11 protein-coding genes are annotated in these 16,121 nt (G+C 53.6%); 1 reads left to right on the top strand and 10 read right to left on the bottom strand.

Annotation, left to right across the window (positions count from 1 at the left end):
* Positions 1-24: 24 nt before the first annotated feature.
* The 10 genes from ACUVOF_RS12250 to ACUVOF_RS12205 form a co-directional block, all read right to left on the bottom strand.
* A complete protein-coding gene (locus ACUVOF_RS12250) occupies positions 25-1,686 on the bottom strand; it encodes an ABC transporter ATP-binding protein (RefSeq protein ID WP_447044621.1) in 1,662 nt (553 codons plus the stop codon).
* Positions 1,687-1,690: 4 nt separating this feature from the next.
* A complete protein-coding gene (locus tag ACUVOF_RS12245) occupies positions 1,691-2,599 on the bottom strand; it encodes an ABC transporter permease (RefSeq protein WP_447044620.1) in 909 nt (302 codons plus the stop codon).
* Positions 2,596-3,552 carry an ABC transporter permease gene (locus tag ACUVOF_RS12240; RefSeq protein WP_447044619.1) on the bottom strand — a complete coding sequence of 319 codons (957 nt, stop codon included), beginning with the start codon at positions 3,550-3,552 and terminating at the stop codon, positions 2,596-2,598. Before ACUVOF_RS12240 ends, ACUVOF_RS12245 begins: the two co-directional genes overlap by 4 nt.
* 103 nt (positions 3,553-3,655) lie before the next feature.
* Entirely contained in the window at positions 3,656-5,296 is a 1,641-nt protein-coding gene (locus ACUVOF_RS12235) for an ABC transporter substrate-binding protein (RefSeq protein WP_447044618.1), read from the bottom strand.
* 130 nt (positions 5,297-5,426) lie between these two features.
* A complete protein-coding gene (locus tag ACUVOF_RS12230; RefSeq protein WP_447044617.1) occupies positions 5,427-6,701 on the bottom strand; it encodes an NAD(P)/FAD-dependent oxidoreductase in 1,275 nt (424 codons plus the stop codon).
* Between the two features lie 33 nt (positions 6,702-6,734).
* Entirely contained in the window at positions 6,735-7,409 is a 675-nt protein-coding gene (locus ACUVOF_RS12225; RefSeq protein ID WP_447044616.1) for a haloacid dehalogenase type II, read from the bottom strand.
* Between the two features lie 177 nt (positions 7,410-7,586).
* Positions 7,587-9,605, bottom strand: a complete 2,019-nt coding sequence (locus tag ACUVOF_RS12220) for a hydantoinase B/oxoprolinase family protein (protein WP_447044615.1) — start codon at positions 9,603-9,605, stop codon at positions 7,587-7,589.
* 1 nt (position 9,606) lies between these two features.
* Positions 9,607-11,667, bottom strand: coding sequence for a hydantoinase/oxoprolinase family protein (locus ACUVOF_RS12215; RefSeq protein WP_447044614.1), 2,061 nt, complete (start codon positions 11,665-11,667; stop codon positions 9,607-9,609).
* Between the two features lie 46 nt (positions 11,668-11,713).
* Positions 11,714-13,069 (bottom strand): NAD(P)/FAD-dependent oxidoreductase, encoded by a 1,356-nt coding sequence (locus ACUVOF_RS12210; RefSeq protein ID WP_447044613.1) that lies wholly within the window; start codon positions 13,067-13,069, stop codon positions 11,714-11,716.
* Positions 13,070-14,069: 1,000 nt separating this feature from the next.
* On the bottom strand, positions 14,070-15,545 hold the full coding sequence (locus ACUVOF_RS12205) for an aldehyde dehydrogenase family protein (protein ID WP_447044612.1): 1,476 nt from the start codon (positions 15,543-15,545) through the stop codon (positions 14,070-14,072).
* A 253-nt stretch (positions 15,546-15,798) separates the two neighbouring features.
* Between ACUVOF_RS12205 and ACUVOF_RS12200 the strand changes: the two genes are divergently transcribed.
* Entirely contained in the window at positions 15,799-16,062 is a 264-nt protein-coding gene (locus ACUVOF_RS12200) for a hypothetical protein (protein ID WP_447044611.1), read from the top strand.
* The last annotated feature ends 59 nt before the right edge of the window (positions 16,063-16,121 follow it).

The following is a 16,121-nucleotide window of genomic DNA, read 5'->3' as shown; positions in this document are numbered from 1 at the left end:
CCTTGTCATTGATAGGGCTAGTGATTAAACGGGCGCGGTTGACGGCTGCGTATGGGTCGACCATTGGCACCCCTCCAGCCAGCCAGGCTGTAGTTCAGGCACCGAACCAATCAGCTTGCGGGTGTAGTCGTGCTGGGGGTGATTGAGCACCGTGCTGCAGGGGCCGAACTCCACACACTCACCCTGGTAAAGCACCATGACGTCATCGCACAGCGAGCGTACCGTCGAGATATCGTGGCTGATAAACAGGTAGGCAACGCCCAGTTCACGGCGCAGTTCGGCCAGCAGCTCGAGAATCGCAGCACCTACCACGGTATCCAGCGCCGAGGTCACTTCGTCGCAGAGGATCAGATCGGGTTCTGCGGCCAGCGCCCGGGCGAGGTTGACGCGCTGTTTCTGGCCACCCGATAGCCCGCTGGGCTTGCGGTCGAGCAACGTGCGCGGCAGTTTGACCAAGTCCATCAACTCTTCGACCCGCCGCTGTCGGGCATCGCGGCTCATATGAAAATAGGTTTCCAGCGGCCGGTTGAGCAGCCGCCTGACCGAGTGGGCCGGATTGAGCGCATTGTCGGCGCTCTGGAAGACGATCTGGATCCGTCGGAACTGGTCCGCTGTGCGCCCTCGCAACGTTGGCGATAGCTCATGGCAGTTAAATTGCACTCCCCCCTGGGAGGGTGCTACCAAGCCCGCCACTGCCCTGGCAAGCGTTGACTTCCCCGAACCGGACTCGCCAATGACGCCCAACACCTGACCGCGATCAATCCGCAACTGAATGTGATCAAGCACGATATTATCCGGCTCGCCTCTACGGTTGCGGTGCCCATAGCCGACTTGCAAGTCATCAATGCGCAACAGCTCTTCACCCGTGGAAGAGGAGACGGGTGAAGATGAGTGGATTTCTGGCCGGGCAGCCGCCAGTAAGCTACGAGTGTAGGCATGGTTCGGGTGTTCCAGAATTTGCGCAATGGGCCCTTGCTCCTGCTCTTCACCTGCCTGAAGCACCAAGACGTGATCGGCAATCTGTGCGACGACAGCGAGATCGTGAGAGACGTAAAGCGCCGTGGTTCCACGCTCACGCATAACCCGCTTAAAGGCCCGCAGCACATCGACCTGAGTAGTTACATCCAATGCGGTGGTAGGCTCATCCAGAATCACCAGTGCGGGATCGGTAATTAAGGCCATCGCGGCCATCAGCCGCTGTAGCTGGCCCCCTGAGACCTGATGAGGGTAACGGTTGCCGATATGCTCAGGGTCGGGTAATGCCAGTTCGCCAAATAGTTGAATGGCTTTCTGCTGCGCCTGTTGTCGATCCATAACTCCGTGAATTAGCGCACCTTCGATGACTTGTTCCATTAGCCGGCGCGAGGGATTGAACGCCGCTGCCGCGCTTTGAGCGATATACGTCACTCGGTGACCGCGCAGTGCGCGGGTTTCCACAGCTGAAAGCGACAGTATGTCGGTTTCTCCCAACTGCACACTGCCGCCGGCGATCCGGCAGCCACGACGGGCGTACCCCATCATCGCCAGCGCAATGGTGGTCTTGCCCGAACCGGATTCTCCGATTAGTGCCATCACTTCGCCTGGCTTGAGCGCGAAATTGATCCGGCTGACGATAGTGCGCTCATCCTCACCAGGCGGGGTCGCACAGATATCAAGATCGCGTACGGTCAGCGATTCACCTTGCATAGCGTCATTCCTTCTGGTTGTCGCGGCTGTTCGAGAGACTGTCGATTAACAGGTTGGCACCGACAGTTAATGAGCCAATCGCCAAGGCTGGCGCAATCACTGCCAACGCCCCCTGGCTAAGACCACCGATGTTTTCACGCACCAGGGAGCCCAAGTCGGCGACCGGCGGCTGCACGCCTAAGCCCAGAAAGCTCATGCCGCTAAGCAGCAGTACGATGAACACAAAACGCATGCCCATATCGGTGAACACGGGTTGGATCATGTTAGGAAAAATTTCCACGGCGGCTATGTACAGTCGTCCTTCTCCCCGAGTACGAGCGACCTGCACGTATTCCAGGGTGGCGAGATTTTTGGCCAAGCTATGGGCAATGCGAAAAGAGCCCGGCGCATAGCTGAGTACTGCCGCGAGGATAAGCAGAGGAATAGAGGTGCCAAAAGCTGAGACCATTACCAGGGCCATCATTTTGCTGGGGATCGAGATGAGCGTGTCGAATATCCGGCGGATACTCTCTTCAAGCCAGCGCGGTAGTAACACTGTTAGCATGCCAAAGCCCGCTCCAACTAGGGTTGACAGTAACGCGGCCACCAGCGCCAGCCCCACGGTATAGCGAGCCCCCGTCAATATACGGCTGAGCATATCGCGGCCCATGTAGTCGGTGCCGAGTAGATGGGCAGCACTTGCCCCGCCGTATATCTGATCAGATACAAAGGCCCCCATTGGGTAGGGTGCGAACAGTGGCCCAAACATGGCCACTAATAGCCAGAAGCTAAATAAGCCAAGACCGATCCAGCGGGTTAGTTGCAACCGGGAACGGTTGCGTTGTTTTGGTGAAGTAATCGGCAGGCGACTGCCTGCCATGGCATGTTGATGCGTGTTGCCCTTGGCGGATGGAATTGCCTTGGTGTTATTCATTGGTTTCGCAGCCTCGGGTTAGAGAGGATCGCGCACAGGTCGGCTAGCATGACCAGGAGCAGATATGCACCGCAAAAAATGATTGCGCAGGCCTGTACCAGGGCGAGATCGCGATTGGAAACCGCATCGACCATCAAGCTGGCGATGCCTGGATAATTGAAGATGGTTTCGACAATAATGACACCACCGAGCAGGTAAGAGAGGCTCAGTGCCACTGCATTGGCAATCGGGCCGACGGCGTTAGGCAGCGCATGGCGCAGCACTCGCCGCATTGGTGGAACGCCTTTGAGCCGCGCCATCTCAACGTAAGCGCTGTCGAGTTGGTCGATTAAAGCGGCCCGGGTCATACGAGCCATTTGGGCAATCAATACGCAACACAGAGTGAGCACCGGCATCGCGTAAACTTTCATGAAAGCGCCCAAGCTATCGACGGTGGACACATAGGAGAGCGCCGGTAGCCAGCCGAGTTGCACGGCGAAAATCAGTACTGCCAGCGTGGCCACCAGAAACTCGGGTACCGCGACCATCGACAAAGTGATCAGGTTCAAGGCGCGGTCTAGGGCGCCGCCTCGACGCATGGCGGCAGCGATACCCATAATGAGCGCCAGGGGAACCGATATGACAGTTGTAATGCCGGCTAGCAATAGCGAGTTGGGGAGGCGGTCATTGACCAGCTGTATGACTGGTACACCATTACTGGCGGAATTGCCAAGATCACCAGTGATAAAGCCACTTAGCCATTGCCAGTAGCGTAGTATAGGCGGCTGGTCAAGGCCTAGTTGGGCGCGTAACGCCTCCACCTGTTCAGGTGTAGCGAATTGACCGAGAACCTGCTGAGCGGTATCACCTGGGAGTAGTGACGTAATCGCAAATATCACCAGAGTGACCAGTAGCAGAGTAATAAGGCTGGAAGCCAACCGCCCCAATACAAGTCCTACGAGCGAGTTATTCATTTTTTATCTCCGACTCATGGGCCAAGTTCATCAACATCGGAGAGGCGCTAACCGCTCCGATAGTGATATCCATGGTCTTCATTAGCAGTAAGAAGAGCAGGGATTACCCTTTCCACCAAACATATTCGGCGAACATATATGCCATAAATGGCCCAAGAGGTACGGTACGTTCCATGCCGCCAATACGGGCGTTGTAGCCTTCGACGTCATTGAGGAAAACGGGGATGCCGATGCCGCCCTCCTCGTGGATAATCGTCTGCATGTCTGCATACATCTGCTTGCGTTTGGCCAAGTCTGGTTCACTTCTGGATGAGATAAGCAGTTGATCAAATTGCTCATTTTCCCACCCTGCTTCATTCCAAGGAGCATTGGATAAGAAAAATTGTGATAGTAAAATATTGGCTGTTGGACGTGGTGCTATGGTGCCAAAGCCCAAAGAGTGTTTCATCCAGTGGTTAGACCAGTAACCATCTTCTGGGACGCGGTTGATATTAAGCGTTAGCCCTGCCTGGGATGCGGACTGTTGCAGCATGACAGCCATGTCTTCAGAATATCTGGCCGCCGGGGACGATACTATCGGGATAGTGGCGCCACTTAGGTCTGCTTTGGCAAGCAAGGAAGCGGCACGTTCGGGATCGTACTCTCGCTGTGGCAGCTCATTAAAGAAATAAGGTGAGCTCGGTGCAATAGGTTGATCGTTGGCGACCTCGCCATGCCCACGGAGTGCGACGCGCTTGATTTGTTCTCGATCAAAGAGATACTTCATCGCTTCTCGGAATTCAGGGCGGCTGGTTGGCTGCTGATCAAAGCGCATAATTAAGTTGGTGTATGTGCCTGAATTGTTGGATTTTACAGTCCCGTTTTCGCTTCTGTTAATTTGTTCGACAGAACTCCCGCCGATGTTATAGATCATATGAACGTCTTCAGAAAGAAGAGCATTAACTCGCGAAGATTCATCCCCAATGCCGACTACCTCAATAGCATCCAGGTAAGGATATCCATTGCGCCAATAGTCTTCGTTCCGCATCCCTAGTGAACGCACGCCAGGAATGAACTCTTGGCATTTGAATGGGCCTGTACCCACGCCTTTTGAGAAGTCGGTGGTGCCGTCTGCCACAATCACCAAGTGCGAGACGGCCAGGATAGAGGGCAACTCAATATTGGGGGAGGAGAGGTTGAATTCGACGCGCTGGTCATCGAGAGCCCTGATACTTTCGATTTGATCGACCATGGAGGCGACCTTTGAACCGGTAGCAGGATCTTTATGACGCATGATCGAAAAGATCACATCCTGAGGGGTAAGCGGCTTACCGTCATGGAAGGTAACCCCGCGCCGCAGGGTAAAGATCCAGTGGCTGCCGTTATCAGTGTTTTCAAATGATTCTGCCAGGCAGGGTTGAGGCGTCAGGCTCTCATCGAACTGCGTCAGGCCGTTATAAAACATGTAGGCTCTACAATAGTCGATCCCCGTTGTGCCTAATGCAGGGTCGAGGCTTTCTGCAATCGAAGTTGAGTGAGCGGCAACTCGAATACGGCCGCCATACTGAGGCGACGCGGTTTCGCTATCCGCCCCCCATGCCGAAGAAAAACCGGGAAAGGCACCAGCCGCGGCCGCAAATACGCCCGCTGAGCCAAGAACTTTCATGGCTTCGCGTCGAGATAGCCCGCGCTGCATGGCGTTGTAAACCTGCATGCTTTGTTCAGGAGAAACAAATAGGTCGTCGGAGTTTTTTTCGTGTGTCATAAGCCTTCTCCTTACTGCGATTAAGTGTTTTTGTGAGTCTGGCAGCGTTTGCTTAGATCTTTGTTGTAATAATCGTTTTTATTACTTACTTGGCGAGTCTTGGTAGCAGTGGTCGGGCTGTGATTATGGCTTAATGCAATCGGTCCTGTAGTCGGTACCAGCTACCCACCAAAGGTAAAAACCATGGTTTGCCGAAATGGCCGGGAATCGCTGGCCATTTAGTGTCTTTCCAGGGGTGGCTTTGGCGATTGCCCAGGATGACATTGGCGAGAACGTGCCCCATATGTACCGACATCTGCACTCCATGGCCGCTATAGCCCATGGCGTAGTACATTCCGTTGTGTTGGCCAGCATGGGGTAGCCGATCTTTGCTCATATCCACCAGCCCGCCCCAGCAATAGTCGAGCTGCACCCCTTTCAATTGGGGAAAGGCCTCTTCCAGGCCGCGGCGGAGTATCTCGCCGCTTTTGGCATCCGAGTGGCTACCGGACATGGCAAAACGAGCCCGCCCGCCAAACAGCAGACGGTTATCGGCGGTAAGGCGGAAGTAGTGACCGACAATGCGACTGGTGACATAAGAGCGCCGCTGGGGAAGCAGCTGGGCACACTGCGTTGCTGAAAGAGGCTCGGTGACAACGATAAAACTACCCACTGGCACCAGACGGCGGCGAAACCAGCTCAGCGGGCCTGTTTGCGATGCGCCAGTGGCCAGTAGTACGTTTTCGGCGCGAATATCGCCACTGGGTGTGCCTAATCGATACGCTGATTTCTCGCGGTTCAAGCGTGTCATCGGCGTATGCTCAAAAATATGTGCGCCATGACTGGCCGCCGCTTCGGCTAAGCCGATGCCAAAGCGGCCCATATGCATTTGGCCACCGTTATGCAGCAGCAGTCCGCCATAATAGAGCGGCGAATCGACCTCCGCTTTCACAGCGGTTGCGGAGAGCATCTCCACGTCGTTATCCACATCACGGCGGATGGCGTCGCAGGTGCGCGCCAGTTTGTCGTAGTGTTCCGGCTTAGCCGCCAGTTTCAGCTTGCCGTGGCGCAGGTAATCGCAGTTGATGGACTCTTCGGCAATCACCTGCTCGACGCTGGAGACGGCCTCGGCGTAGGTGGTGTAGTGGGCAATCGCCTGCTCGCGGCCAAGTTGTTCGACCAGACTGGCGTAGTCTTGGGCCACGCCGGTATTGCACTGTCCGCCGTTGCGCCCTGAAGCTTCTCCAATGAGTTGGCCCGCCTCCAGCAGCGCTACGCGGGCACCGCCCTGGGCCAGCGTGCGGGCAGCGGATAGCCCGGTAAAACCACCGCCAACCACCGCAACATCGTAGTGCTCTTGGGTGAATTCCTGCTGGCCTCCGTAGAAAACGGGGGCAGTGGACAGCCAATAGGAGTCGAGTTGCATACACTATTTCTCCGGGGCGTGAACAGTTTCTACTTAGAGGCCAACGAGGGAGGGCAGCCCGCGAATGTCAGCAATTTGGGTGGCACCATAGCCTTGACAGAAGGGTTCGTGATTGCGTGCAACGAAGGCTTTATTTTTAATACCCATTAGGTGGGCTGACATGAGGTCATAGCGGAAGCTTGATGAAACGTGTAGAAGCTCTTCAGGGTGGCAGTCCAAGCTGTCGATCATGGCTTCAAAGGCGGCTAAACGGGGCTTATAGACTTTGAACGTATCAGCTGTGAAAACCTTGTGAAAGGGCACCTCAAGCTTTTTTACGTTAGCCATGATTTGGCTGTCATCGGCGTTGGAGTAAATCACTAGGGGGATTTTGTCGGCAATTTTAGCCAATCCCTCAATGACGTCCGGGTGTGGGCCCCAAGTAGGTACGGCCTGATAATACAACATGCCTTCGTTGTCACGGTATTCGATGCGCCAGCGTTTACATGTGCGCTCCAATGCTGTGCAGAGGATCTCAGCAAAAGGTTTCCATTCGCCGAGAACTTCATCGTAACGGTAAGAGGCAAAATCCTTTATGAAAGACTCCATACGTTCGGCATCAGGAATACGATCAGCGAAAATTTCGCGCGTCATTTCCCCCATCTGGAAGTTGGTGAGAGTGCCGTAACAATCAAAAGTGATATATTTCGGGCGCATGATGTTACTCATATTGTTTGCTCCTCTTCTATATGGCTCAGCGCGATTGGCGACATCTCATTACAGCACTCTCAAGCAGATGACAGACGCTAAAAATGACCGCCTAGCTAACACAAATCGCTTTTTTTGGGATTAAAGCAGCACAGAGTGCGGCAGAAGGATTTTTTCAGGCCATCGCCGCGCTGGTACTTATGGTGTCGGCGGTTCGTTTTTGCGAAGTTCTGGGTAGCGTTGTAACAAGCTGTTAAAAAGGTCGTGCACGAGACCTTTATCTGGAGCCATTAAGTCCTCCGACAATCGCTCATCTAGTGCGTCAAATAGTTGATGCTTTACAAAAAATCGCCATTCCACGGGTAGCGAGGCTAAGATTGACGTCAATTCATCATAACGATTGCGTGTCCAGCGGGATTCAAATTTGGTGCGATATTGACCGTACTCAAATGGTTCGTCAGGGCTTTTAGATGCGGAAGAACGATGACGAAGTTCACGACGTAACGTTTCGGTAGCTTGTTGATCAACAGCGCTATCAGAGATGACGACCCCGTACTGCATTCGCGCGTTATCGAGCGAAACATAGCCGCATTCGAAGTCTCTAAACACGCGTTCGGCTTCACGTTCAAGCGGATCGCCAAAGCCTCCGGCACCTGCGCCAGTTAGGCGGATCACATCTCCTGGTTGACAGTGCACGATATCTGCATTGCCTAGCGCTTCCGGCAACGAAGAGTCAGGATTACGTATGAACTGAGCGTTAGCACCCGCCTGCCCACCTAAAACTCCCCAGGAAGCAAAATGGGTGCGATCACGGTTACGTGCTGAGACCATGCTACCAGGCGAAAAGACCTGAAATTCCATACATAAACCTAATCCACCACGATAATAGCCTGCTCCACCCGAGTCTGGTGACAGGCAGTAGCGGGTTATTAAAATGGGAACTTCTGTCTCATTAATCTCTACTGGAGTATTGCGAAGAAAGGCTACGTTAGCTCCAGAGCCATCAGTGCCATCTCCATGAGGCATTCCGCCGGCACCACCCCCGACTGGACCTAATGAGGCCATTACCGTACGGCCGGTTTGATCCATGGTCTTTACACCCAAAATGGCAAGACCGCCAGCCGCACAGGCTGGCAGCCTCTCTGGGATTGCCCGAGAAAAAGCGCCGAAAGTAAGCATGTGGGTTAGTTTACAGGTGAGACTACGCATGCCGACTGCGGCAGGCGCTACGGCGTTGACCACACTGCCTTCCGGCAGCACACAACGCACAACTCGGTCTAGGCCAGCATTAAGAAGGATGTCATCCTGCAGGGTATAGAGCACATAATGGTACCCTACGAGTGCTAACGCATGACGCTGCATTCCCCCTGTCGGCATGTTGAGGGAAGATGCAAGTTGTGGATCGCTACCCGTATAATCCAGGATTGCCTCCCCGCCCCTGATCTGCAGATTGAGTGCCACTCGCATAGGCTTTCCTCCGACGCTGTCCTCGTCGGCATACTCGGCAAAAAAGTAGTCACCATCAGGGATTGACTTCAGAATCTGTCGTGCTTGTTGCTCAGAATAGTCGAGCATTGCACCCATGCCGGTGCGAAAGTCCTCAAGGCCGAAACGTTCTATGATCTCTAAAACGCGCTTCTCACCGTTTAAAAGCATCGCAATTTGCGCCTTGAGGTCGCCGCGATTCTGTTCAGGCGCGCGTACATTGGTTGCCATGATGGCAAGCAGAGCTTCGTCTAGCACTCCCTCGCGAACGATCTTTGTGGGGGGAAAGCGAATACCCTCTTGCTCGATTTCACTTAGCGAGCGGGACAGCGAGGCGGGGACGGCTCCTCCCATATCGGTATTGTGAATATGTCCACCGACGAAGCAGACTAACTCTCCCCGATAGAATACGGGTTTCCACATCACGATATCCGGAGTATGAGTCGCGACACAGCCGCTATAGGCGTCGTTGGTCATCGCGATATCACCCGGCGCATATTCACCTACTCGATCAAGCACAGGCCCATAATCGAGCCCGATATACCATGTGGCTCCCAAGGTTTTGGGCGAAGCGAATGCGAGACCTTCTGGAGTGACGAGAGCGCAGGAAAAATCTTCAGTTTCTTTAACAAAGGTGGAATGAGCTGTACGCACCAGGGTATAAGCCATACTTTCGGCGGCAGCTACGCAGTAATTAGCAAAAATTTGTAATACCGAGTTGTCGAATGCCATCTCAGTGCTCCTCAGATGCAACAGTGGAATTGATCAGGTGTAGATTGCCCCAGTTGTCGACCTCAACTTTAAAACCTGGTAATACACAGGTTGTACTATCGTCTTGCGCCACGATGGCCGGGCCGTCGAATTGATGTCCGCCTAACAGATCCTCACGGCGATATAGAGCAACTAAACGTTGCGCACCATCCATCCAAACATCGACCATTTGGTGAGGTTCAAGAGGCGAGATAGCATTCTCGATTGGTTGCAGTGAGGGCCGGGGGGTAGGTACGGTAATGATCAGTCGAAGCGACACGATTTGGATGACGGCATTTTCGTCCCGATACTGATAAAGGCGCTCATGTTCGCAATGAAATGCCTCGCGTAGAGATGCCAGCCGAGCTTCTCTTACATCTCCAGTATCGATCGGCGTCTCGATTTCAAAAGACTGCCCTTTGTAGCGCATTTCGGCGGAAAGCGTTATTTCGGACTTAGCATCATTTCCTACTTCTTCGCGAACCCAATCTCGAGCATCTCGTTCTAATGCATCCATATCATCTGCAAGATGCGTCAGTACGGTTTCGTCGAGGTCGTACCAGGTGATGCGAACAAAATCATTGCGAGTGTCGGCGATTAGCCCGCCCAGCGCACTTAGTACGCCTGGTGTAACAGGCACCACAACTTCCTGCATGCTGAGTTCTCGAGCGAGATAGCAAGCAAGCATAGGCCCGGCGCCACCAAAGGGCATTAGAGCGAATTGGCGTGGGTCGATGCCAAACCGTGAAATCATTCGGCTTATACCAGCATACATTTCGGAGATTGAAACATTAATGATCGCTTCGGCAGTCGACTCAATGCCACGCCCTAGCTTGTCAGCCAGCACCTTTATTGCATGACGTGAAGCATCTACATCAAGACTGACGGTGTCGTAACCCAGTGCCGATTGGCCGAGAATGCCCATAACCACAAAAGCGTCGGTAATTGTCGGTTCAATACCTCCTCTTCCATAGCAGATTGGACCTGGCGTTGATCCGGCACTGTCTGGGCCCACCTTAAGAACGCCAAGTTCATCGACTCGCGCAATTGAGCCACCACCATCACCGATCGAGGTTACTGATACGGAAGGAATGTGAATTTGATAGTCGCCGATGTACTCCCCGGTTGCGTACTGAGGTTGCCCGTCAACGATTAGGGCTACGTCGGCAGTTGTACCTCCTATATCCAGGCTCATGACATTATTCAGTCCGCAAAGGCGAGCAACCCATGCTGCACCAATGACACCTGACGCCGTTCCGGAAAGAATCATCTGTACGCAGTCGACTTTTCCACGCTCGGCGCTCATCACTCCGCCGTTTGACTTGGTAACCTGCAAGGGAGCCCTCACGCCAGTATCAACTAGGGCGCTCTGTAAAGAACTAAGGTAGTGCGAGACTCGTGGTTGTACATAACCACCGATGACGGCCGTTAACGTTCGCTCATATTCACGGATGGTTGGCCAAACATCACTGGCGCACGAAACAAAGAAGCCTGGCATTGCTTCTTCAATCATGTCGCGTATGCGATGTTCGTGATCACTATTTCGATAAGCATGGAGAAGCGATATTACGACTCCCTCACACCCGCTATGGCGCAGGCCTTCAATGGCCTCTCTCACACTGTCTAGATCAAGCGCAATAATCTCCTTGCCTTGTGCGTTGATGCGACCGTCAATGCCGAAGGTATGGTTGCGACTGATCAGTGGAGTGGGTCGAGTAGACATCAGATGGTACATATCTTGTGTCTTGAGTCGAGCAATGTTGAGCACATCTTCGAAATGACGATTGGTGATTAGTCCTAGACGAATACCTTTCCTTTGCACAACAGCATTTACACCTACTGTCGTGCCGTGTGTGAACTTTATTACCTCCGAAGGATCGATCCCATAACGTTCTCGTAACGTCTCCATGCCTTTAATTACTTCACTTCCAGGGCTATCTGGACGAGAGAACACTTTGAGGCTGGTCAATGTGCCTGAGACATCATCAAACACGGCAAAATCCGTGAATGAACCACCTATATCCACACCAATTCTAAGGCTCATAGGATAGAACTCTCCTGTGACTGATTATTTAAATGAGTTATGTAAGTCATTGAGTGTCGGACGAAGATTGCACGCCCCTATTCCATTTATCGATACGATCACGTACCTGGAAATAGCTCCCTAGCAGTGGCATGAACCAGGGGCGGCCTGTGTAAAATGGATGGCCAGGCAGCGGGGTGCCGAATGCGTTAAGCTCAAGCGGTTTTTGTTCGATGAGGTGTCGTGCCAGTTGATGCCCTAACCAGCTCATCATAGTGATGCCGCTACCATTACAACCCAGCACGTAGTAACAGCCGTTGGCGTCCTGTCCCATATGAGGAAGTGCATCCAGCGTTACCGCCACGCGCCCGCCCCAGCTAAAGCTGACCCGGATATCACGCAACTGTGGAAAGCGCTTAACCATTTGCTGATGTAAAATGGCCGCGCTCTGTCGGGGGTTTAGTGTGTAAAATCTAGCTCGTCCGCCGAAAAGTAGACGCTGTCTATCCGGTGAGTAACGGTAATAGCTGGTTACGCGGCCGGTTTCAGCGACACTTCGACAGCGAGGTATAAGGGTTTGCTGTAAAGACTCAGGTAGAACTTCCGTTGCGATCTGATGAGAAGTTACAGGAACTACACAGCGTCGCAGCTGCGGCGTCAAGGAGCCTGTATAACCATTGGTGGCAATCACAACTCTGGCCGCCTTCAACGTACCGCGGGCCGTTGTCAAAATGTAGGAGGCTCCCTCGCGTCTGATAGAGCTGACCGCTGCGTTGCTACAGAGCAGCGCACCTGCAGCCAATGCGGCTGATAAGATCCCGGCGTAATATTTCGAGGGGTGCAGCTGTCCAGCATGATTAATCAGAATGCCGCCAATGTAGGCATCAGAGTCCAGCTCTTCTCTGAGTTCTTCTCTGCTTAGGAGGGAAGCATCGGTTTCGCTTAAGGCATTGAGTTTCGGCAGCCGTTTCTCCCATTGTTCGAGGTGCTGAGGTGTCCAAGCGGCTGCAATCCTTCCCCTGCGATGATAGTCGCAATTGATTCTGTGCTCATCTATAAGTGATTCAAGAAAACGATAGCTTGCCGCTGCTTCGCGCAACTTAGCTTCTTCCTTCGACGAATCACCAGTGGCTTTGCCTGGCCGTTTGGACATGCTTTTGCCGACGTTGACCCCTCCTGTTACTTGGCCGCCACTCAGTGTGCTAGCACCAATGCCAGGTAAGCCAGCCTCCAGTACCGTTACAGTCTCACCAGCTTTGGCTAATTCAAGCGCACAGCACAGCCCCGCGTAGCCAGCACCAATCACAGCTGTACCGGTTTCGGATGGCACCTCCGCTGGCGCAGGATCTTGAGGTTGCCAAGCCTCCCACCAGAAGGGCGTCTCTCGAAAATCGTCTGAAAGCATATGTTTTTTCGATGACATGGCATTATCCTGAAATTTATGACTTCACGAGGCCATGCCAATTGCTTTGGCATAGCTGTTTCAATTTCTCAGAGCTTCGTTATAGCGCTCGACAACAAGTGCTTTTGCGCATAACGCATTGTGAAATAGGCTGGCAGCGATCTCTTACATGCTGCGCATTTGGGAATCGGCAAAGTTGCAGTAGCAATCAAAAGTGATGTACTTAGGACACGTAATTTTGCTCATGGGGCTTCGTCCTCTGTTAATTGTTGTATTGATGTCGCTATTCATTACAGCACTCTCAGGCAGGCGCTAGACGCTGAAAGTGCACACTTGTCTGGTACAATTCATCTTTTTTTTAGGTAGGGGCAGCACACAATGCGGCAGGAAGTCACAACCTTTTCTTGCTAATGGCTCAGGCTTTCATCAGTGATGCGTATGACTTGGTGGGGTGTGGGCTCTACCATCTGTGTCGTATTGGTTGCTAAATCGAGAGCTATTCTTTGGGCGCCTAGTGCAATAGAAAAGCCGTGACGACGGAAGAAATGAGAGCTTTAAGCCCCGTCAGCACAGATGACTGTTAAGGTTTATATCAACCCCGTGTTAAGCCCAAGCGGCACTAACATGCTCTTCATGACTATTGAGTGCGCGTACAACAAAATTTTGGCAAATGTAAGTGCCTTGTTCACGCGCCAGATTCGATGACCTAGCATTTCATTGGGTGTTCGGCATGAGCGTTTTTGGGCGACCAAATGCCATTAATACAATTCGTAAGGAGACCGGGGCGCACTCTCTCGTTTTGGTACTCAATATGTGGCTGATAAACTCCTTTTCGTACGCTTATTATCCCATGTCTTATATTTGTGGCTTGGTTACCGGTGGTGTAAACAACTATGCCACCGATAACCACCACATTAACTTCACGGGAAATGCCGGACTGTCGTGCACGGCGTCCACGTTGATAAACAGACTTGCTACCTCTAGTTGGTAGAGAAAGTAACTATCCAATACGTTGCGCAATTCACTGGTTGAGGTCGATCAGCACGCTTTTATGCTGCAGGCAGGCCTCAAAGGCCGCCCGGCCTAGATCCCGACCTACCCCAGAGCGCTTGTAGCCGCCAGTGGGCAGAATGTAGTCGTTACTTCGGCCGTAGCGGTTAACCCATACCGTGCCCGCCGAGAGGCTTCTTACGGTACGTAGCGCGCGCCCCAAGTCAGCGGTATGAATGCCTGCAGCCAAACCGTAAACATCGTGTTCAGCTAGCGCTAACGCCTCTTCTTCATTTTCAAAGGTTTGGATAGTTAACACCGGGCCGAAGATTTCTTCCGCCACTGCAGGATTGTGGCGGTCATCTGTATACAGCAGGGTAGGTTGGTAAAAGTGGCCACCATCATTTCGTTCAAAGCGCTCTCCACCGCTCAGCAGCTCAGCGCCAGCTGCGCGGGAACGCGCCACGATGGTTTCAATGCGCTCCAACTGGGTGTTGGAAATAATCGGTGAAAACCAACCGCCTGTTTGCCATGTGTGGCCAGGGTTGATGGCTTGGAACAGTCCGCTAAGCCGATCAATCATGGGCTCAAGCAGTTCGCGTTGGATCAATAATCGCGAGCCTGCGACGCACACTTGCCCAGCGTTGCCGGTAATTGAGGCGACAAGGGTTTGAGCGGTGCGATCAATATCCGGAATATCCGCAAACACCAGTTGGGGGCTCTTGCCACCGAGCTCCAGGGTGACCGGTTTGGGCCCGGTTTCTGCACAGGCACCCATAATGGTGCGCCCGGTGACCGTTGATCCGGTGAAGGTCACCTTGGCCACATAGGGATGGCGGCATAACGCGTCACCGGTTAACGGCCCATTGCCCTGGATGACGTTAAAGACCCCTGGCGGCATGCCCGCCTCAATAGCTAACTCGGCCAGTCGCACGGCGGTGAAAGGGGTCATCTCCGAGGGTTTAAGCACCACTGTGTTACCCGCCGCCAAGGCAGGGGCTACTTTCCAGCAGGTCATACTGAGCGGGAAGTTCCAAGGCGCTATCGCGCCAACAACGCCCAGCGGCTCGGCAATCTGCATACCCAGGTGATCGTGGGCGGTCGCGGCCACCTCGCCGCCGTGCTTATCGGCGAATTCCGCAAAGAAGCGAATGCCCTCAGCGGTATAGGGCACATCCCAGGCCCGTGTCTGATCAATCGGCCGGGTGGAGCCGAGGGATTCCAGCGGGGCGAGATAGTCAATATCGGCTTCAATCAGATCCGCCCAGCGTCTCATAATGCGTGCCCGTTCCCGCGGCGCGCAGCGTGACCAGTTGCCACGTAAAAACGCTTGGTGAGCACTGGTCACCGCATCATCGACGCGATTGGCATCGGCCACGGGCAGTTCGGCATAGACGGCCCCGTCGGAGGGGCGCGATACGCTGAGAGCACTTGGGTCAATAATCCGCTGGCCCTGAATAAAGTGCGCACAGGGAAGGGCAATACGCCCAGGATCGAAACTCGGCATGATTGTTCTCGATGTCAAAAGGAGTGGGTAGGATCCGTTAGGAAACCAAAGCGTAGCTACCATCCTAGATCGAAAGCCCCAGCATGGGGTGCTGAGTGCGAGCTCCTTGGGCGCATGTGATGCCTTCGGCTTTGTCTCATTCGACCAGATCTGCTGAATTGCCGTAAGCCTCAACTTAGAGCGAGGAACAGCACCTTCCTGAGTGCCAAAGTAGCTGCAAACCGATCAATATCAACTCAAGGAAAATAGTGCGATGACTCACTCCCCGTCGACGGCTGCTTCAGCTACCGGCCCCTCCCGCCTTGAACGTGAGAGCATAAACTGGCGAATAATGACCATTAACGACCTCCATGCGGCGCATAGACTGTCGCTCCGGCTAGGCTGGCCTCACCGCGTCGATGATTGGCAGCAGATACTTAACGTGGGAGAAGGCGTCGTGCTAGAAAGCGTCGATGGTGAGTTGGTGGGAACCGGACTCTGTTTCAATCAAGGGCTGTGGCTACCCTGGGGCTGGTGATTATTAGCGACGAGTGGCAGGGCTAGGGGCTCGGGCGCGAGATGATGACACGGCTGACT

This window comes from Vreelandella sp. H-I2 (assembly GCF_052959335.1).
Note: the sequence above shows the minus strand (reverse complement) of the source record. Positions and strands in the feature narration are given on the sequence as shown.

Bases quoted from the DNA above. Each gene is read 5' to 3' on its own strand.
- ACUVOF_RS12235 (WP_447044618.1), bottom strand. From the start codon at position 5,296: ATGACACACGAAAAAAACTCCGACGACCTATTTGTTTCTCCTGAACAA.
- ACUVOF_RS12250 (WP_447044621.1), bottom strand. From the start codon at position 1,686: ATGCAAGGTGAATCGCTGACCGTACGCGATCTTGATATCTGTGCGACC.
- ACUVOF_RS12200 (WP_447044611.1), top strand. From the start codon at position 15,799: ATGACTCACTCCCCGTCGACGGCTGCTTCAGCTACCGGCCCCTCCCGC.
- ACUVOF_RS12240 (WP_447044619.1), bottom strand. From the start codon at position 3,552: ATGAATAACTCGCTCGTAGGACTTGTATTGGGGCGGTTGGCTTCCAGC.
- ACUVOF_RS12245 (WP_447044620.1), bottom strand. From the start codon at position 2,599: ATGAATAACACCAAGGCAATTCCATCCGCCAAGGGCAACACGCATCAA.
- ACUVOF_RS12215 (WP_447044614.1), bottom strand. From the start codon at position 11,667: ATGAGCCTTAGAATTGGTGTGGATATAGGTGGTTCATTCACGGATTTT.
- ACUVOF_RS12225 (WP_447044616.1), bottom strand. From the start codon at position 7,409: ATGAGTAACATCATGCGCCCGAAATATATCACTTTTGATTGTTACGGC.
- ACUVOF_RS12230 (WP_447044617.1), bottom strand. From the start codon at position 6,701: ATGCAACTCGACTCCTATTGGCTGTCCACTGCCCCCGTTTTCTACGGA.
- ACUVOF_RS12210 (WP_447044613.1), bottom strand. From the start codon at position 13,069: ATGTCATCGAAAAAACATATGCTTTCAGACGATTTTCGAGAGACGCCC.
- ACUVOF_RS12220 (WP_447044615.1), bottom strand. From the start codon at position 9,605: ATGGCATTCGACAACTCGGTATTACAAATTTTTGCTAATTACTGCGTA.
- ACUVOF_RS12205 (WP_447044612.1), bottom strand. From the start codon at position 15,545: ATGCCGAGTTTCGATCCTGGGCGTATTGCCCTTCCCTGTGCGCACTTT.